The 18786-nt window shown below is 66.9% G+C and carries 17 protein-coding genes; 7 read left to right on the top strand and 10 right to left on the bottom strand.

The genetic code is table 11. The features are described 5' to 3' along the window. Positions 1-2: 2 nt before the first annotated feature. Positions 3-734 (bottom strand): L,D-transpeptidase family protein, encoded by a 732-nt coding sequence (locus GQY20_RS24305; RefSeq protein WP_232476230.1) that lies wholly within the window; start codon positions 732-734, stop codon positions 3-5. Between the two features lie 209 nt (positions 735-943). After that, entirely contained in the window at positions 944-1555 is a 612-nt protein-coding gene (locus GQY20_RS24300; protein WP_157219738.1) for an HD domain-containing protein, read from the bottom strand. 66 nt (positions 1556-1621) lie between these two features. Here GQY20_RS24300 and cls point away from each other — a divergent pair, with 66 nt between their 5' ends. Further along, positions 1622-3031, top strand: coding sequence for a cardiolipin synthase (gene cls / locus GQY20_RS24295; RefSeq protein ID WP_157219737.1), 1410 nt, complete (start codon positions 1622-1624; stop codon positions 3029-3031). Here cls and GQY20_RS24290 read toward each other — a convergent pair. Next, positions 3023-3601, bottom strand: a complete 579-nt coding sequence (locus GQY20_RS24290; protein ID WP_157219736.1) for a DedA family protein — start codon at positions 3599-3601, stop codon at positions 3023-3025. The genes cls and GQY20_RS24290 overlap by 9 nt on opposite strands. 147 nt (positions 3602-3748) lie before the next feature. On the opposite strand from GQY20_RS24290, the gene GQY20_RS24285 reads away from it, so the two are divergent. Further along, positions 3749-4225 carry an Lrp/AsnC family transcriptional regulator gene (locus GQY20_RS24285; protein ID WP_157219735.1) on the top strand — a complete coding sequence of 159 codons (477 nt, stop codon included), beginning with the start codon at positions 3749-3751 and terminating at the stop codon, positions 4223-4225. 19 nt (positions 4226-4244) lie between these two features. Here GQY20_RS24285 and GQY20_RS24280 read toward each other — a convergent pair whose 3' ends face one another. Further along, positions 4245-5849: a SulP family inorganic anion transporter gene (locus GQY20_RS24280; RefSeq protein ID WP_157219734.1), complete on the bottom strand. Its 1605-nt coding sequence runs from the start codon at positions 5847-5849 to the stop codon at positions 4245-4247. A gap of 166 nt (positions 5850-6015) precedes the next feature. Here GQY20_RS24280 and GQY20_RS24275 point away from each other — a divergent pair, with 166 nt between their 5' ends. After that, positions 6016-6675 (top strand): DedA family protein, encoded by a 660-nt coding sequence (locus tag GQY20_RS24275; protein ID WP_157219733.1) that lies wholly within the window; start codon positions 6016-6018, stop codon positions 6673-6675. A gap of 90 nt (positions 6676-6765) precedes the next feature. Here the strand turns inward: GQY20_RS24275 and GQY20_RS24270 are convergent, their stop codons facing one another. Further along, complete coding sequence (locus GQY20_RS24270) at positions 6766-7986, bottom strand: MFS transporter (RefSeq protein ID WP_157219732.1); 1221 nt, start codon at positions 7984-7986, stop codon at positions 6766-6768. A gap of 230 nt (positions 7987-8216) precedes the next feature. Here GQY20_RS24270 and ppk2 point away from each other — a divergent pair, with 230 nt between their 5' ends. Then, on the top strand, positions 8217-9134 hold the full coding sequence (gene ppk2 / locus GQY20_RS24265; RefSeq protein ID WP_157219731.1) for a polyphosphate kinase 2: 918 nt from the start codon (positions 8217-8219) through the stop codon (positions 9132-9134). Positions 9135-9149: 15 nt separating this feature from the next. On the opposite strand, the gene GQY20_RS24260 is transcribed toward ppk2, so the two are convergent. After that, entirely contained in the window at positions 9150-11639 is a 2490-nt protein-coding gene (locus GQY20_RS24260; RefSeq protein WP_157219730.1) for an ABC transporter permease, read from the bottom strand. Next, complete coding sequence (locus GQY20_RS24255) at positions 11636-12328, bottom strand: ABC transporter ATP-binding protein (protein ID WP_157219729.1); 693 nt, start codon at positions 12326-12328, stop codon at positions 11636-11638. The genes GQY20_RS24260 and GQY20_RS24255 overlap by 4 nt, the downstream gene beginning before the upstream one ends. Positions 12329-12346: 18 nt before the next feature. Here GQY20_RS24255 and GQY20_RS24250 point away from each other — a divergent pair, with 18 nt between their 5' ends. Continuing rightward, complete coding sequence (locus GQY20_RS24250) at positions 12347-13030, top strand: arylesterase (RefSeq protein WP_408641137.1); 684 nt, start codon at positions 12347-12349, stop codon at positions 13028-13030. On the opposite strand, the gene GQY20_RS24245 is transcribed toward GQY20_RS24250, so the two are convergent. Then, complete coding sequence (locus GQY20_RS24245; protein WP_232476229.1) at positions 13015-13884, bottom strand: phosphatase PAP2 family protein; 870 nt, start codon at positions 13882-13884, stop codon at positions 13015-13017. The genes GQY20_RS24250 and GQY20_RS24245 overlap by 16 nt on opposite strands. A gap of 422 nt (positions 13885-14306) precedes the next feature. Between GQY20_RS24245 and GQY20_RS24240 the strand changes: the two genes are divergently transcribed. Then, entirely contained in the window at positions 14307-15164 is an 858-nt protein-coding gene (locus tag GQY20_RS24240) for an alpha/beta fold hydrolase (RefSeq protein WP_157219727.1), read from the top strand. A 70-nt stretch (positions 15165-15234) separates the two neighbouring features. Beyond that, positions 15235-15924, top strand: a complete 690-nt coding sequence (locus GQY20_RS24235; protein WP_157219892.1) for an esterase/lipase family protein — start codon at positions 15235-15237, stop codon at positions 15922-15924. Between the two features lie 6 nt (positions 15925-15930). On the opposite strand, the gene GQY20_RS24230 is transcribed toward GQY20_RS24235, so the two are convergent. Together GQY20_RS24230 and GQY20_RS24225 are read right to left on the bottom strand one after the other, a co-directional pair. After that, complete coding sequence (locus GQY20_RS24230) at positions 15931-16530, bottom strand: class GN sortase (protein WP_157219726.1); 600 nt, start codon at positions 16528-16530, stop codon at positions 15931-15933. Further along, positions 16530-18701, bottom strand: coding sequence for a marine proteobacterial sortase target protein (locus GQY20_RS24225; protein WP_232476228.1), 2172 nt, complete (start codon positions 18699-18701; stop codon positions 16530-16532). Before GQY20_RS24225 ends, GQY20_RS24230 begins: the two co-directional genes overlap by 1 nt. Positions 18702-18786 lie beyond the last annotated feature (85 nt).

The following is an 18786-nucleotide window of genomic DNA, read 5'->3' as shown; positions in this document are numbered from 1 at the left end:
CTTCAGTCTGCCCTCGGCTGGCCACCGTCGGAAAGGCTGCGGGCCGGCTGCACCATGGGGCTCGCCGTCGCATAAGCGAGGGCAGGCTTGCCCGTCTCATCGGCGGCGGCTTGGTTGCGCACGGACGAGCGCCAGCCGCTGAGCGAAGCCGCCGCTTCGGCCGAGCCCGGTGCCTCGCGCGTGATGATGACGCGGGTCGTCCAGTCGGTCATGGCGTATAGCTGGCGCGCGAAGGCGTAGGGAAGGCGAATGCACCCGTGCGAAGCCGGATATCCCGGCACGTGGCCGGCGTGCAGGGCAATGCCGCCATTTGTGAGGCGTTGCATATAAGGCATTGGTGCATTGGAATAAATATTCGAGCTGTGTTTTACCGCCTTGCCCAGAATGGTGAAAGTGCCGGCGGGCGTGGCGTGGCCGCGCATGCCGGTGGATACGACCGATGTCGTAATCAGATTGCCTTGCCGGATGACATACAGGCGCTGTTCCGGAATGCTCACTACGAGACGCAGGCCTGCCGCGATCGCGGCCCGACGGCGCGCTTCGGCTTCGGCGCGCGCGCGGGCTTCGGCAAGGGCTTCCGCCCGGCTCTCCACGACGCTGCAGCCGGTCCAGGACCAGGCATCGCAATCGCCGGGCACGAGCAACTCGCTGAAATCATAGTCCATGGTGACGGGCACCGTGGGGCTGGCGAGGATCAGCGCGGCCGCGGGCAGGAAAAGCCACCGCTTTCTCATAGCCCTCCTTCCTGCACGCATGACCGGAAAGGCGCCGGGTCGATTCGCCTAACGCCTCGTTAACCTCTCTCTTCTTCCTATCCTCTCGCCGTGCTGCAAGCTCAATCGGCCATGCCCCGTCCATCATCTTCCCGGATCGGCACAAACCTGGCGCCTTTCGGGCATGATGCCGAGCGCGTTGCCGCCGGCGAAGCTGATGATCGAAATGGTCAGGAAGCGGCCTCCTGCCCGAGCCGTGCGATGGAGCGCATGAGGTTGTGCCGCGCCGCTGTTTCGAACCGCTCCCGTCCCCAGTCGGAGAGATAGAGCGACGGACGGGCGAGAAAGCCTTGTAATATCCTGGTTCGGCCGGCGCGGAATGAGGCCTCCGGTATCTCGCGATATTCGTGGCGAACGCCTGCCTCATAGGCGTCGAAGATTTCCTCCGGCGCGGCGAGGATCGAGAGATCCATGTCCAGGAACATGGCCATGTCCGCCGCTTCGTCGGAGGGAAGGCCGGCGGGAATTTCGTGGCGCGCCGTCGCTTCGATCAGGCGCACCGCGCGTGCAAGCGACGCCTCGGGCATCGCGTCTTTCAGCATCTGGGCGGCCAGCGCGGCGCTGCGGCTCTCATTGTCGGCAGCGCGCGGTTCGTAGATCGCGTCGTGGAGCAGGATGGCACCCTCGACGGCGAGGGGATCGTGCAGGCGGTCGATCACCTCCGCATGCAATTTCAGGAGAGCGAGCGGATGGCTCCAGCCATGATAGCCGCGGTCCGGCCCGCCGTGCAGAATGCGGATGGCGTCGATCAGCTTGGAGTCGATCAGGTGTGGGCTCCTCATGCGTTCTGGATGGATGGCCATATGCAAACCATGGGTCATCCGGCCGTTTCGCGCTAGCATCGCCGGATGATGCCCGACTTATCGAATCTCGGCGAAGACTATTATGTCGTCGAATGGCTAATCCGGCTGGCCTCGCTCGCGATCATTCCGTTCCGCCGAACGGCGGCTGCCACGCGCAGCTGGCTGCTCCTGATCTTCTTCCTCCCCGTGCCGGGCTTGCTGCTGTTCCTCGCGATCGGCTCGCCCCGCTTTCCCGCCTGGCGTGCGCAGCGTTTCGATCGGCTGCGTCCCTTCTTTGCGGAGCTCGCCGAACGGGTGCGCGCGCGGGGCGCCGTTCCGCCGGAGGATGATGCGATCGCCAGACTGGCCGGGCGGCTTGGTTATCTGCCGGCGACGGGCGGCAACGCGGCCGAATATCTCGGCGGTTACGATGAGGTGATCGACCGGCTGGTTGCGGATATCGACGGTGCCCGGCGCCATGTCCGCATCCTCTGTTACATCTTCGCTGACGACGAGACCGGGGGCAGGGTGATCGCGGCTCTCGCCCGCGCCGTCGCCCGCGGCCTGCCCTGTCACGTGCTGATCGATCCGGTAGGATCGCGCCCCTGGCGGCGCGGCACGATCGCGCGGCTGGAGGAGGCGGGCGTCACCGTACGGCTGGCCCTCCCGTTCCGCCTGCTGCGCGGCCGCACGCGCCGCGACATGCGCAACCACCGCAAGCTGTTCCTGATCGACGGTGCGATCGGATATGCTGGATCGCAGAATATCGTGCGCAAGGATTTCCGGCCCGGCGTCACCAATCGCGAGCTCGTGCTGCGCGTCAGGGGGCCGGCGGTGGCCGAGATGAGCGCGGTGTTCCTGGCCGACTGGTATCTGGAAACCGAGCAGCTGCTGGAGGCCGCGCCCGTCATTCCGGCCGAGGCGGGGCAGGCTATCGTGCAGATCCTGCCCAGCGGGGCGGAGTTCCCCCTGGAGGGATTCCACACCCTGCTCGTCTGGCAGGTCAACCAGGCACGCGAGCGCATCGTGATCGTCACGCCCTATCTGGTGCCCGACGAGGCCCTCCTGGGCGCGCTGAGCACGGCGGCGCTGCGTAATGTGGAGATCGACCTCGTCGTCTCGGCGGTGGTGGATCAGCCGCTCGTGAACCTGGCACAATGTTCCTATTATGACGAGCTGCTGTCGAGCGGGGTGCGGATCCACCGCTATCGCACCTATCTGCTCCACGCCAAGAATGTGTGCATCGATGATCGGCTGGCGGTTCTCGGCTCGAGCAATGTCGACATCCGGTCCTTCCAGCTCAACGAGGAGATCAGCCTGCTGCTCTACGATGCGGGGAGCATCGCGGAATTGCGGGCGGTGCAGCAGGACTATCTCGATAATAGCGATCCGGTGGACCGGACGGCGTGGCGCCAGCGCAGCGGGCTGCGCAAGCTTGCGGAAAACGGCGCGCGGCTGGTCGGGCCCTTATTGTGAAGCGGGCGGACGCGCGCGGTTGCGGCTGCGCAGCGCGTAGGTGAGCGCGAAGAGGCAGGCGCCGACGATGGCTGCGCCGATCAGCACCATCCCGATCGAACGGATATCGCCCGTCAGACGCTCGATCGCGCTGCCGAAGATGTAGCCGAGCGCAGTGAAGCTGACACCCCAGACGGTTGCCGCGATCGCGTTGAGCGGAGTGAATCGGCGCATCGGCAGCGCCGACGTGCCGATCGCGAGCGGGCTGACGACGCGCAGCCCGTAGAGGAAGCGGAAGGCGAGCACGAAGCTCACCGGCCGCTTTTCGAGCATCTCGTAGGCCTTGGCGAAGGCGGGTTTGTCGGTGAAGCGGCGGACCCAGCGATGATCGCGATAGCGGCGACCGATCATGAAGAAGATCTGATCGGCGACGAAGGAGCCCGCGGACACCGCGACCATGGCCCATCCAAGTGGCACGAGACGCTGATGCGCGAGGAAGCCGCCGGTGAGCGCCACCGTCTCGCCCTCTATGCCGGCGCCGAGAAACAGCGCGAGCAGCCCATAATGGGTGACGATGCCTTCCAATGTCATGCAGGCATAACCGTCCGCTGCGCCGTCCGTGTCATTCGCGATCCCCACAGGCGCGGGGATTGACCGCGCTTTGCCCTTATAGTTGCCTTTCGTGATCGAACGAGCGCAATTCTGCTAGGCTGCTGACAAGAGGATGAACCGGCGGACATGACGATAGAGACGGAACCGCCAAACTATGCCTTCGACGGGATCGATCGCCGCATCGCGGCGATGCTCACGGAAAACGGGCGGATGACGAACAATGACATCGCCCGCCAGCTCGGTGTCAGTCGCGCGATGATCAGCGCGCGGATCGGGCGGATGACCAATGCAGGCGCGCTGCGAATCGTCGCGGCTACCGACTTTTCGGCCCATGGCTTCGATCTGCTGCTTTCGATCGGCATCCGGGTGAGCGGGCGGTCGGTGGAGGAGGTAGCCGACGATCTGATCGCGCTGCCCGAGGTGCTGGCCGCGCATATCGTGACGGGGCCGTTCGAGATCCAGACATTGATCGGCTTGAAGAGCCCGTCCGAGCTTTCGGGGCGGATCATCGATCTGTTCGCGCAGATAGAGGGCATAGGCGGCTTCGACGTCTCGGTCATTGCCGACATCGTGAAGTATCAGTTCGAGGAAGTGTGCCGCTGAGCCGCGGAAGCAGGGTGGATCAGCGCGAAGCGTCGGCGCGTGCAGACATTACCGCATCGTCCACGCTGTAGCTGCTCCGCCGGACCAGATCGTCGCCGCCGGCGGAGTGCAGCAGATCGCGTATTCCGTCCCGCACCCGGGCGAGATGCAGCGTCGTGCTGCGGGTGCGCAGGGTCGCGTCGAACTCCATCAGCGCATCGAGCGCGGTGCTGTCGAGGTCGAAGCTCTCCTCGAGGCTGACGATCACGGTGTGTGTCGCCGGCTCTGCCGCCTGGAACGCGGCGATCAGAGCGAAGATATGTTCGGCATTGGCGAAGAACAGCGGCACGGCCGGCCGCCAGATCATCAGCCCGGACGGTTGCATGGCTTCCGGATGACGGGCGATGTCGACATAGTCGTGGCCGTCGCCCAACCGGCCGAGGCGTACGACGGTGGGCGTCGAGATACGTCGGATAAGCGCGGCTAGCGAGAGCAGGATGGCGAACAGCATGCCGTTGAGCACGCCGAGCACCAGCACGCCCGCCGCGGCGCCAAGCGCGATCAGCGGATCGCGGCCGAGGTGCCACAGCCGCACGAGCGGTGCGGGATCGAGTGCGTGGGTCAGGGCCGCTATCACCACGGCTGCAAGCACGGGTTCCGGCAGATGCGCGACCAGCCCCGAGCCGAGGAGCATCAGCAGCGCAAGACCGAGGGCCGCGACGATGCCGGTCTGACGGGTGACCGCGCCGGCACTTTCGCTGGCCGAGCCTGCCGAGAAGCCGGCGCCGACCGGCATGCCCTGCAAGGCGCCCGCCGCGAGATTCGCGGCACCGAGCGCCGCGAGTTCGCGGTTCGGCTCGATCGTATCGCCGTGGCGCAGCGCCATGGCGCGCATCGTGCCCCAGCTTTCGGCGAAGAGGATCAGCACCAGCGGCACGATCAGTTCGGCCAGCCGCTGCATCTCCAGCATCGTGAAGGCGGGAAGCTGCGGCCAGCCCGGCACCAGGTCGACCTTTCCCACCACGGCCACGCCGCGCTCCGGCAGGTCGAGCGCGAAGGAGCCTGCGATGCCGGCGGCGAGGACGAGGAAGGCAGCCGGGCAGGTCGGAATACGGCGCAGCAACAGCAGGGCGGCGAGCGCCACGAGACCGGTCGCGACGCTGGCGAGATGCCAGCGTGGCAATGAGAGGGTAAGCGCGCCGACGAGATGGAAGATGTCGGACGCATGCAGCGGAACGCCGACGAGGATCGGAAGCTGCTTGAGGATGATCGTGATCGCGAGGCCGAAAGCGAAGCCGCGCAGCACCGGGCGCGAGACGAAGCCGGTGAGGCCGCCGAGATGAGCGGCGGATGCCGATAGAAAAGCCAGGCCAACCAGCACGACGGCAATGGTTGCGAGCGCGGCCTGCATCGCCGGATTGCCGGAAACCATGCCCAGCGACGCGGCGAGGATCGCGGCCGAGGAGGACGTCGGCGACACGATCGCGAAGCGGCTGCGCCCGATTAGCGCATAGGTGAGCGAACCGGCGATCGCGGCCGATATCGCGCGTTGCGGCGGCAGACCGGCAATGCCCGCATACGCCACCGCTTCGGGAAGCATCAGCCCCGCGACGGATATGCCGGCAATCACATCCCCTTTTCGCATGGCAGCGCGTGTAGCGCAGCCCGCGCGGCATGCGAAGATTGCCCGCTCCACCGCGCAATTCCGTCACCCGGCCGGCCGATGAACGGAAGTTCATTGAAATGCAATCTATGCGATTGCACATATGGCGCTGGCCGGGCTCCCGCTCTGCGCCGCCCGGAAAGGATCTATGGAAGCGATCATAGCCGACGTCATGAAGTTCATCGCCGAGAACAAGGCGTGGGCGGGGCCGCTGCTTGGCCTGCTTGCTTTCGGTGAATCGCTGGCGGTGGTGGGACTGCTGATCCCGGCGACGGCACTGATGATCGCGGTCGGCGGCATGGTCGGCAGCGGTATCATCGATCCTATCCCAGTCTTCATCTGGTGCGTCGTCGGATCGGTGCTGGGGGACTGGGTGTCCTTTGCGATCGGCCGCCGGATCGGTCCGTCCGCTCATCGGCACTGGCCGCTCAACCGGCACAAGCCGGCGGTGGCGCGGGCACGCCTGTTCTTCTGGCGGCACGGCTTCATTTCGATCCTGCTCGGCCGCTTCCTTGGGCCGGTCCGCGCGACCATCCCGCTCGTCGCCGGGATGATGCAGATGAAGCAGCGCAGCTTCCAGCTTGCCAATATTCTCTCGGCGCTGCTGTGGGTGCCGGCGCTGCTTACCCCAGGCTATCTGGCGGCGCGTTCGCTTGGTCCGATCGAGGAATTCCGCGAGGTCCATCTCATCGGTCTGGCGGCGATCATCGGCGTGGCCACCATTGCGGGGGGCGCGATCGGCGCGCGCGTCTTTGGGGCGGGCACGCGGCGGCGCAACCGCAACCGGCGGGCGCTCTCCTCGTCCTGACCCGATCAGACCTGCGCGAGGCCGCCGTCGAGCGTGCAGAGCGCCGGGGCGTGCAGAGGGAAATCCTCTTCACGAACGGCGGCGGCTGCGTCAGCCCGCGGCCGGCCGCGAGCCACGCTTCGTGATGGTTGCGCCCAGCATGACGAGCACGGCGAGCGCGCAGGGCAGGGCGAGGAGCAGGAAGCTGGTGTGGCGGCCCAGCGTCTGCGCCATCGGCACCAGCACCATCGGCGTGACGAAATCGCCCGCGAAAAGCGAGACGTACAGAAAACCGACCGCTCGGCCGCGATTGCGCGGTGCTACGCGAACGACGAGCGCATTGGCCATATAGACGACGAACATACCGCTCGCGATGCCGCTGACGAAGCAGCCGACGGCGGCATGGGTCGCCGATCCGGCGGTACCCAGCATCAGCATGCTGGCACCCCACACCGTCATCATCGCGATGAAGGTGCCGATCATGCCGAGCCGCGCGATGACATGGCCGAACAGGAACCCGCCGATCGCGCTGCCGAAGGAGGCGCAGCCCAGCACCATGGCGAGCTGTTTGGAATTCTGCACCGCCATTTCGTGGAGCAGGAAAGGCACCTGGGTGAGTGGCGCCATCACGATGATCGCGAACAGCACGATCGTGACATAGATGAACCAGTTGCGGCCGATGTCGCGCCAATAGCCATTGCCGTCCGAAGCGGCAGCCGGCGCCGGTGCCGGGAAACCGCGGGTGGAGATCACTGCGGGCAGCACGAAGAGCAGGGCGATGCCATATACCGCGAAGGCCGCCCGCCAGCCGAAGGCGTCCGCGATCGCGCCGGATACCATCGTTCCGCCGATGCCGACGGCGGCCGCGATCGCATTCTTGTAGCCGAGCATCTTCGCTCGCCGGGTCTCGTGGAAGGACTCGGCGATCATCACCGTGGTGCCCAGCGAGATGACGCAGGCGCAAAAGCCGATGATCAGCCGGGTAGCGAGCATCATCGTCGGTTCGCTGAGCCATGCGCCGCCGGCACCCGCGATGCCATAGGCGAGGAGCGCGGGCGGCAGTACCTGCCTCGGCCCGAGCCGATCGAAGATCCAGCCGCCCAGCAGACCGCCTATGACGAGCCCGACCGACGGCACCGTCATCGTCCATTGCGCCAGCGCCGCACCATCGTGGCCGCCGCCGAAATGGCTGGCGAGCATCGGCAGCACGGGGCCGACGGCCACGAATATCAGGCCGGAGAACATGGCTCCCGTCAGCATCACCACGGTGCCGACCGGGCCGGCTGCCCATGGGGCCTTTTGCACTGGGTAGGCGATCGCGGCGTCGGCCATGACTCTCTCCGTCGCGCGACTCTCGCGGAAAATTCCGGGGTCGAGCTACGCGACAGCTTAGCGATGAGGGGGGATGACCTTCAACCCGCGTAATAGAATGTCATGGTCTTCGTATCGGGGCTTGCCGATGGGTTCAGGCATTTCGGTAAATGCGTCCGAACCTAGCGTCGTCACATTCGTGTAACGAGCGGGCGTCACGCTGAGGCCTCCCGCCAGACGCACAGGTTCCTATGACTTTCACTGCCGAAACCGCCGACATGGCCCGCATCAAGGAAGAAATCGCCGACAGCTTCGACGAGGAGCTGGAGATGGAGATCGACGAAAGCCGGCTCGAGACGATGTTTGCCGATCTGGCCGAGCATCCGGATCGCGAGCAGCTCGATCGCCGCCTCTATTTTCGGGAGCTCTTCCGGCTCCAGCATGAATTGGTGAGGCTGCAGGATTGGGTGCAGCACAAGGGGCTGAAGGTCGTCGTGATCTTCGAGGGTCGGGATTCCGCCGGCAAGGGCGGCGCGATCAAGCGGATCACCCAGCGGCTCAATCCGCGCGTCTGCCGCGTCGCCGCGCTCCCCGCGCCGAACGAGCGCGAACGAACCCAATGGTATTTCCAACGCTATGTCGCGCATCTGCCCGCCGCGGGCGAGATCGTGCTGTTCGATCGCAGCTGGTACAACCGCGCCGGCGTAGAGCGGGTGATGGGTTTCTGCGACGAGGAGGATGTGGAGGAGTTCTTCCGCTCGGTGCCCGAGTTCGAGCGGATGCTCGTCCGATCCGGTATCATCCTCGTCAAATATTGGTTCTCGATCACCGACGAGGAGCAGCAGTTCCGCTTCACCATGCGGATCGAGGATCCGCTGAAGCAGTGGAAGCTCTCGCCGATGGACGTGGAATCGCGCCGCCGCTGGGAAGATTATACCCGCGCCAAGGAGGCGATGCTCCAGCATACGCACATTCCCGAAGCGCCCTGGTGGGTGGTGGAAGCGGTCGACAAGAAGAAGGCCCGGCTCAACTGCATCGCGCATCTGCTGGAGCAGATCCCCTATGAGGATGTGCCCAAAGCTCCGGTCATTCTGCCGGCTCGCGTCCGCCATGCCGATTATGAGCGGCATCCGGTGCCGGAAGAGATGTACGTGCCTGAACGCTACTGATCGCGCGGGCCGCGATCAGAGCGCCCGCAGGGCCTGGGCCGGACGCGCTGCCAGCACCGGCAGCGTGCCGGCCAGGCCGATGACGAGGATCAGCACGATGCCGCTGCCCAGCGTCCCGAATATGGCCGGCCAGGTGGGAGCCCAGGGCAGTTCGAACATCCGCACCGTGACATACCAGCCGGCCGTCACGCCGATCGCGAGTGCAACCGCCGCGATCACCGTGGCAAGCAGCGCATATTCGAGCGCTTGGACGGCCAGCACCTGCCGGCGTGTGGCGCCGAGCAGCTTGAGCAACACGGCGTCATAGGTCCGCGCCTGCCGCGCCGCGAGGATCGCGCCGACCAGCACCGCGATGCCCGAGGCGATGGCGACCGAAGCGGCGGCTCCGACCGCCGTCGCCAGCTGGCCGAAAAGGGTGGAGACCGTGGCGACAATATCCTTGACCCGGATCAGGCTGCTGGACGGGAAAGCCAGTGCGACGGCGCGGTTGAGCGCATCCTCCCGTTCGATCGGCGCCTCTATCGTGGCCATGTAATTGAATGGCGCGCCATCGAAGCTGTGCGGCGAGAAGATCAGCACGAAGTTGAAGCCCATCGTCCGCCATTCGATCTGCCGGAAGGAAGCGATGGTGGCGGGAATTTCGACGCCGAGCGCCGAGACGGTGATGCTGTCGCCCACCTTGAGCCCAAGGACGCGTCCGGCTTCGGCATCCATCGAGACGAGCGGCGGACCGGCATAATCTTTCGGCCACCAGTGGCCCGCGGTGATGCTGTTTCCTTCGGGCAGGTCGCTTGCGAAGGTGAGGCCGCGGTCGCCGCGCAGGATCCAGGCGCCTTCGGGAATCGTCTTCATGTCCGCCACCCGCTGGTTGCCGATCGCGACCACCGGCCCCCGCAGCGAGGGCACCGTCTTAATCGTGGCGCCGGGCACGGCGCGGCGCACGATCGTTTGGAAACGGCCGAGCCCGTCCGAGGGGATGTCCAGCACGAAGAAGCTCGGCGCGCGTTCCGGCACGGTCTTGCGCAGCGCGCCCGAAAGATTGGTCTGAATCGTGGCGAGGGTCACGAACAGGGTGAGACCGAGGCCGAGCGCCAGCACCAGCCGCCCCGTCTGGGCGCCGGGAGCGTGCAGGTTCGCGATCGCCAGCCTCAGCAACGGACGGCGAGGGCGGGGCAGGCCAGCGGCGAGGGCGCGAATGGCGCGCGCGATCAGGCCGAGTATCACCACCGTACCGGCCGCCGCAGCGAGCACGCCGGCGGCGAAGCCGGGCTGGCGCGCGGTTGCGATGGCGAGGGCGACAGCACTTCCGAGGGCGATGGCGGACCCGATGATCACGCGGGGCTGAGGCCGAGACGGGCGTTCGGCGGCGCCCCGGAACAGCGTGGCTGCGGTGACGCCGCGTGCGCGATCGAGCGGCGGCAGGGCGAAGGCCAGCGCCACGAGCAATCCGTAGAGGGCGCCCAGCATCAACGCGCCGGGATAGATGCCCGCGTGCACGGGCACGGGCAGGGCGGATCCGGCGATGAGGGAGACGAGGCCTGGCACTGCTGCGCCGACCAGCAGCGCGGCGGCGATCGCCCCGCCGGCCACGAGAGCGATCTGGATCAGATAGAGGCGCAGGATCAGCGGCGATGCCGCCCCGAGCGATTTGAGCGTTGCGATCGCGCTCCGCTTGCCCTCCAGCCAGGCGCCGACGCCATTGCCCACGCCGATGCCTGCGATCACCAGCGCGGTGAGGCCGACCAGGGTGAGAAACTGGCCGATCTGGTCGATCGAGCGTCGCACCCCCGGCGCGCCGTCGCTGCTGTCGCGCACCTGGGCGTCGCCGCTGCGCAGGCGCGTCTTCAGCCGATCGGCGATCGCGGCGGCATCCGCACCGGCTGGCACAGCGATGCGATACCGCCAGTCGTAGAGGCTGCCGGGCTGGACGAGGCCTGTGCGCTCGAGCGCGCCGAGCGGAATGATCGCCGATGGCGCAAAGCGGAAGCCCTCACCGAGCCGGTCGGGCTCGTCCGCAATCAGGCCGGTCACAACGAAGCGGCCTTCGCCCAATTGCAGAGCATCGCCCGGATGGACGGCGAGCCGTTGCGCGAGGGCCGGATCGAGCAGGATTCCGTCCGCCCTGGATGGTAGCGCGCCCGGCTGGAGCGCGAGGCGGCCGACCAGCGGATAGCGCGCGTCGACCGCCTTGAGCGAAGCCAGGGCGGTGCGCGTGCCGTCCGGCCTGGCGAGCATGGCATTCATGCGCGCGCTCTGCGAGACGCGCCCGATCTGCGCGAGCACGGCCTGCTCGGCGTCGCTCGCACGGCGTTGCGACAGGGTGAGCTGGATATCGCCACCCAGATAGGTGCGGCCCTCTGCCGACAGTTCGGCGCGCATCGCCGAAGAGAGGCTGCCGATGCCGGCGAGCGTGGCGACGCCGAGAAAGAGACAGACCGCGAGCAGGCGCAGTCCGCGGATCCCGCCGCGCAGATCGCGCAGCGCCAGTCGCCACGCGAGCCTCACGCCGCGCGCCGGTCCGTGGCGATGCGGCCGTCGCGCATTTCCAGCACGCGATCGCAGCGGTCGGCGAGCGCGGGATCGTGGGTGATCATCAGCAAGGTGGTGCCGGTTTCCGCACGGCGGGCGAACAGCAGGTCGAGCACCGCAGCGCCGGTCGCGGCGTCGAGATTGCCGGTGGGCTCGTCGGCGAACAACAGGGCCGGACGAGGGCCGATCGCCCGGGCGATCGCGACGCGCTGCTGTTCGCCGCCGGAAAGCTGGACTGGATAGTGATCGAGGCGATGGCCGAGACCAACGGCCTCCAGCTCCGCGGCCGCGCGTGCAAAGGCATCCGGCGCGCCCGACAGTTCGAGTGGCACCGCGACATTTTCGAGCGCTGTCATGGTCGGAAGCAGATGGAAGGCTTGCAGGACGATGCCGATCCGGCCGCGGCGCGCGATCGCCAGCGCGTCCTCGTCCAGGCTACTGAAATCGGTGCCCGAGACATGTATCGTGCCGCCGCTGGCCCGTTCGAGTCCGGCCAGCACTGCCATCAGCGATGATTTGCCCGATCCCGAGGCGCCGAGCAGGGCGACGCTCTCTCCGGTCGCAACGTCGAGATCGATGCCTCTCAATATGGCGACGCGCTTCTCGCCGGAGCCCAGGGAGAGGGTGACATCGCGGGCATGGATCGCGATATGCGGGTCAGTCATGGCGGAGGAGCGGTCCGGGTGAAAGGCAGGAAGACGGCATATGATGCGGCGCGGCGCCTTATCCAAGGTGTGCTCCTGATTTTCGCGCTGCTCGGTGCAGTGCCGGCCTTCGCGGCGGACCGGCTGGTGCTGGCTTTCGGAGACAGCCTGACCGCCGGCTACGGCTTGCCAGCCGCCCAGGCCTTTCCCGTCCGGCTCCAGGCAGCGCTACGGGGGGCGGGAATCGCGGTGCGGGTGCAGAATGCCGGCGTATCCGGCGATACCAGCGCGGCCGGCCGGGCGCGGCTTGCCTGGGTGCTGCGGTCGATCAAGGGCAATCCCGATCTGGTGATCGTCGAACTGGGTGCCAACGACATGCTGCGTGGGTTGAGCCCGGACCAGACGCGCGCCAATCTGGATGCGATACTTGCCGAGCTTAAGCGGCGGCGCATTCCCGTGCTGTTGGCCGGGATGCGTGCGGCGCCGAATCTGGGGCGGGGCTATGCGGCACGGTTCGAGCCGATCTTTCCGGATCTCGCCCGCAAATATGGGGCACGGCTTTATCCCTTCTTTCTCGCAGGCGTGGCGGCGCAGAAGCCGTTGCTCCAGGCGGACGGCATGCATCCCAATGCGCGCGGCGTGGACCTGATCGTGCGCAACCTCGCGCCGCAGGTGATCGCTATGCTCCGGCAGCAGCCGAGCGGCGCTCAGCCCGCGCGATAGGCCGGCACGAACCGGGGCGCGAGCAGCATCATCGTGGCGAGCGTGGCCAGCGCCACGAGCGCGCCGACGATCATGTCGGTGAGATAGTGGGTGCCTTCGACGGGGGTCGCCAGCAGCATGGCGGCGTTGAGAAGAAGGATCGGCCAGCGCAGCCGCGCGATCGGCCATGCCGCCGCGATGTAGAGCACCGCGCTCACCGTGTGGAAGCTCGGTGCGCTGACCAGCCCGTGCAGGCCGACCAGAGGCACGGCGCGTATCGCATGATCGCGCAGTGCCGGGATCAGGTCGACCTGATACATGGCGCTGGTCGGCATATAGGGGATCGGGCCGTGCCACAGGAAACCGAGCGGACCCTGTGCCGGGAAGCAGGTGAACAGCAGTAGCGTGATCACCGCGGCCAGCCAGAAGGAGGCGATGAACCAGCGCGCCTCCGCCTTCCTGCCCTGGAAGGCGAAATAGCCGAGCAGGATCGCCGGGGTCACGAAGATGCTTTGATAGGCGATGCGCGAGACCGGCACGAGCGCAGGATGAGCCACCTCGAAATCATACCAGCGCACCCAATCGAAGCGCAGGATATGGTCGAACGTCTCGAGCGACCGGTCGGCAAAACCGGTGCTCGTCGCCGCGACCGCATAGCTGGCCACGGCGCCGAGCAGCGAAATGGAACAGAACAGCCCGACATATTCGACCGTGTCGCGCAGCACGCGCTGCCATGGCGCCGCCGGGCTGCGCAGCACGAAACGCGCGACGGCGGCCAGTAGGAAGGCGGCCGTGATGGAAAGGGCATCGAGGGTCGGCACGCTGAGGGTGAGGCCGGCCTCGGCCATGAGCAGCCCTACGGCTACTGCGCTCATCGCAAGCGCGGCCGCGATCCACCTCAGCGGGACGAGCCGGTCGCCGCGGCAGAGCAGGCCTAGGGGAAATCGCTGGCCCTCGGTGAGAGCTCTTTCAATCGTGGCGGCGCCCGGAGCCGGAAAGGAGGAAGCCAAATTCGAATCCCCAGCGTGCCGCGTCTGGCGCGGATGTCATGGACTTGTAACGCTGATCGCCTTTGGCACCTTAACGCGCAATGTCTAGTGTCGTTGCGGTCGTTCGCGGCAGACGGTGCTGATGGCGCGTAATGCGATTGCGCAATATACCGCATCGTTCCGAGCGAATATCGTGCCCGATGCTGCGCCGGATTGTTCGTTTCTCACATTATGAGTGGCATTCGAAACGCATCGCGTTGCACTCGACGGCTGGGCGAGGCTATGGCGATCTCCGAAGGAGAGCCTGCATGAGCCAATATACGATCGAGAATACGAGCCGTACCGTCAACATCGGCACGGGCACCATGCATTATCACGAGGCGGGATCGGGCCCGGTGCTCATCCTGCTGCACGGATCCGGCCCTGGCGTGAACGGCTGGGCGAATTTCGGCGGCAATCTCGATTGGTTCGCGCCGCATTTCCGCTGCCTCGTCCCGGACCTGCCGGGTTATGGCAAGAGCGACCCGGTGGAAGGCTATCCAATCCCCGCCACGATCGACGCGGTGCTGCGCTACATGGACGCGATGGGCATCGAGAAGGCCCATATCATCGGCAACAGCTATGGCGGCATCGTCGGCGCGCAGCTCGCCGCCAAGGCGCCGGAGCGTGTCGACCGGCTGGTGTGCATCGGCGGCATCGGCGTCAACATCTTCTCGACCTTCCCAGGCGAGGGGCTGACGCGCCTGGTCGATTTCATCGAGGATCCGACGCGCGAGCGGATCACCGCCTGGCTGCAGTCGATGGTGTATGATCCGGCGATCGTCACCGAGGAACTGATCGACATGCGCTTCAAGCAGGCCACCGATCCGATGACCATGGCGACCAGCAAGCAGCTCTACACCCGCCAGGCGCTGGCTGGCATCGCGGCGATGCAGCGCGGCCCCGACGCCGTCCAGGGTTTCGCCTATCTGCCGAAGGTCCAGGCGCCGACTCTGCTCGCTTGGGGGCGCGACGATCGCGTCAACCCGCTGGACGGTGCGATGCTGCCGATGCGCCTCATCCCCAATTGCGAGCTGCACGTCTTCCCGAAATGCGGCCACTGGGCGATGATCGAGCGGCGGGCCGAATTCCAGACGGTGTCGCTGGAGTTCCTGACGCGCGGCTGATGCATGGAGAGCCGACCCTCCCAATCGGGATGGAGTGGCTCCCCTGTTTGAACGGGCTTGGCTCTCCTATATGCCTCCGGTGCATAGGGCTGGAACTTCCGAGGATTCCGTTACCGTCGGTGGGGTCGTCCTGCTCCATGGACATGGGCGGACGGCTGGATCGATGCGTTCGCTCGCAAGAGGCGCGCGCAATGCCGGCTACGCGACGCTTGCTCCGAGCTATGGCTGGCGGGGCCTGTCGTTGCGGGAGATCGTGGCGCGGGTCGACCCGTTGATCGCGGACTTCGAGACGAAACAGGCTGGCCCGCTGCATTTCGTGACGCATTCGCTCGGCGGGCTCGTCGTTCGCGCGTTCCTCGCGATGCGGCGGCCTGCACAGTTCGGCCGAGTGGTCATGCTAGCGCCGCCCAATGGCGGGAGCGAGCTTGCCGACCTGCTCTATCGCATACGGCTGGATCGCCTCGTATTGGGCCGTGTCGGGCCTCATCTGCGTACTGGCCGGCGAGCGGAAGACGAAGCGCTGCTCGGCACGGTAGATTTCGATTGTGGGATCATCGCCGCGGACCGGCCGATCGATCCTATCTTTCCGCGCATCCTGCTTCCCTGGCCAAATGACGGGAAGGTCACCGTTGCTGCGACGCGGGTTCAGGGAATGCACGATCATATCGTGCTGCCGGTGTCGCATACGTTGATGGTTCATGACCGGCGCGTCGTGGCGCAGACGATGGCGTATCTGGAACGGGGTGCGTTCCGCCGCTAAATCGGATTACCGGTCGGTGGCGGCAAACACCACATAGCGCAGCGGCCCGTGGCGGACGGCGTCAAACGGATAGCAGGTGGCGAGGGCCAGCATCTCGCCGCCTTCCGGAATGGCGAAACGATCCCAGCGGACGATCGCCGTGGAGACTACGCGGTAGCGATGAGTGCGACCGTCCAATCCCTCCGCCATGATCCGGTCGCCGAGGCGAAGCCGCTGGAGGAAGTGGAAATGGGTGTCGCGGTGGGCGGCGATCACCGTCGTGCCGGGGGCGCCGAGCCGGGCGCCGCCGGGCAGCAAGGTCGGCCCGAAGGCCATCGCCTGACCCGATCCGGTATCGAGTACGACTCGATCGACGCCGAGTCGCGGAATGGCGAGCCGCGCGACGGGGGCCATGTCCGCCCAGGGCCACGGCTTTTGTGGCTCGCGCGCCGCGACGCTGCGATCGAAGGCGCGTTCGAGCAGGACCTGCGCCACCGCGGCCTTTATCGGAATGATCGCGCCGCGAGCCGTCAGGACGATGCCGAGAGCGCAGAGCGCGATCAGCGCGGCATCCACGAGGCCGCGCCCAAAAGCGCGGCCCCCCGTTCTGGTGGTCGGAGCGGCCATCACGCGACACTCCCGTGACGGCGCAGCAGAACCAATCCGGCCAAGCCCGACAACAGCAGAGCGACGCCGCCAGCGAGTGTTCCCAGAAAGCCCGTCGCCGTTTGCGGCAGGTCCAGCGCCTCTGCGGCCGTCGCCTGCTGGGCAGCGCGTTCGCCCATCGTGCCGGCATTGGCAGCCGCGGCCTTTGCGGCTTCGCCGCCGAACAGCGTGTCGAAGTCCCAGCCCGCCGGCAGGTTCATCGGCAGCTCCTCGCGGGTCAGCATCGCTCCGGTCGGCCGAACCGGCGTCTCGTCCACGGCGACGAGGCTGGTCTGGCTGGTGACGAGCCCCTGTTCGAGACCGAGATCGGCAATCTGGCGATCTGCCGCCTGATCCTCGAGCTTGCCGAGCGAGCGATCCGCTTCGACATCGTCGATGCGCCGCCGTGCCCAGAGCTTTGCGACCGCCGGGCTGGGCACGGCATCGGCGAGCCTGACGGTCTGCGACCAGGGGCGATCGCCGATCCGTCCGCTGATCGTCATCGTGCCTTGCACCGCGCCCGTGCGGCCGAGCAGGACGAGCGGCTCGCCTGCATAGAGATCCGGCAGCATGCGCGGGGTGAGGTCGATCGCCATTCCCTCCACCTTCACGCTGAGGTTGCGAACGCTCGGCCGCTCCAGCGTGTCGAGCAGTGCCGCCATGCGCGCCGACACCTCCTCCGGCGTGCTGATATGGGTGTAGGTGCCGCGTCCGATCTCGGCCATGCGCGCCATCAGATGGTCGTTGGGCGCCGAGCCGATGCCGATCAAGAAGACGTGGCTGCGCCCGCCATCCTGTCCGAGCGTGGCGAGCATCTCCTGCTCGTTCGAGATCGCGCCATCGGTGAGGAAGATCACTTGGCGTACCATGTCGGGCGTTCCCGAGACCGCGGCATCGGCCAGCGCGGCCTTCAGCGCCGGCAGCATCTCCGTCCCGCCATCGGCCTGGAGACCCTTGGCGAAGCGTTCCGCGACAGCGACCTGATCGGGCGTCGCCGCCACGCTGTGATCGAAAAGCCGCGTCATCGTGTCGTCGAAGCGGATCACGTTGAACCGGTCCTGCGGCCGCAGCGCGGCCAGCGCGTGGAGCAGGCTCGCCTTGGCTTCCTCCATCGACGAGCCGCCCATCGAGCCGCTATTGTCGATCACGAACACCATCTCGCGCGGGGGCACCGCCCGTTTCACATCGTCCACCGGCGGCGTGATCGCGGCCATCACATAATCCTGGCCGTTGCTGCGTTCTCTGAAGAGGCCGATGGTGGGATCGGCGGAGGCGGAGCGCCAGCTCAGCTCGAAATCGCGGTCGGCCGGCACGTCGCCGCTTGCCAGCCGGATCTCGCGCCGATCGCCATGACCGGCGATGCGGACATGATGATAGCGGCTGATCACATTGGCCGGCGCGAAGCCGGGCGCGAGATGCACCGCGATCGATACCGGATTGAGGTTCTGGCGCAACTTCGGATCGAGGATCGGGGAAGAGGTGACGGTGTCGGCATCTGCGGCCGCTGGGGCGGAGGTCAGGCTGTGCGGCGGCACGTAGCGTGGGCCGATGACCAGCGGCAGGCGCAGCGAATAGGTACCTTGAGCGGCGCGTACCGGCATCTGATAGTCGATCGATATCAGTACCGTTTCGCCGGGGCCGACATTGGCGACGTTGGTGGTGAACATGTTCGGGCGCTGCTGCTCGACGAGGCCGGCTTTGCGGCCCTCGGCCTTCGCCTGATCGTAGATTTGTCGCGCTTGCGCCCGCTCGTGGATGCGGCCGACGATCACGCGCTGGCCGACGACCATGCGCAGTCCGTCCACCGCGCCGCCCTCCGGCAGCGGATAGAGGTAGCGCGCCTCCATCCATTGGCCGGAGGTGTTGCGGAACGCCTGCGTCACGCGCACCCGGGCGACGGGGCCGGTGACGGTGACGTCCATGTCGGTGCCGAGCCGGATGGCGGGCAGCGCGTCCGCGACACCGGGGCGGCGCAGCAGCAACGTGCCGTTGGTCGGACCATCGTCGGCCGCAGTCGCGTCCGCGGCGGCCGGGCTGGCTGCCGGTGCGCGTGCTGGCATCACCGTCACTGCGGGAACGGCAGCCAGCAGCGCGGCCGCGGGGATGACGCCGAATGCGGCACTGCGGGTGGGAAGCGGGAAGGGAAGGAACATCGCGAGGCTCCATCAATCAACGGGAGCCATTCCGTTAGACAGGAGAGATGCCGGACAGCCACGAGCGGACTTTGCCGATGTTGGC

The organism is Flavisphingomonas formosensis, from assembly GCF_009755815.1.
Taxonomy (GTDB): Bacteria; Pseudomonadota; Alphaproteobacteria; order Sphingomonadales; family Sphingomonadaceae; genus Flavisphingomonas; species Flavisphingomonas formosensis.
The sequence above is the reverse complement of the archived record's forward strand: the minus strand, read 5'-3'. Positions and strand labels throughout refer to the sequence as shown.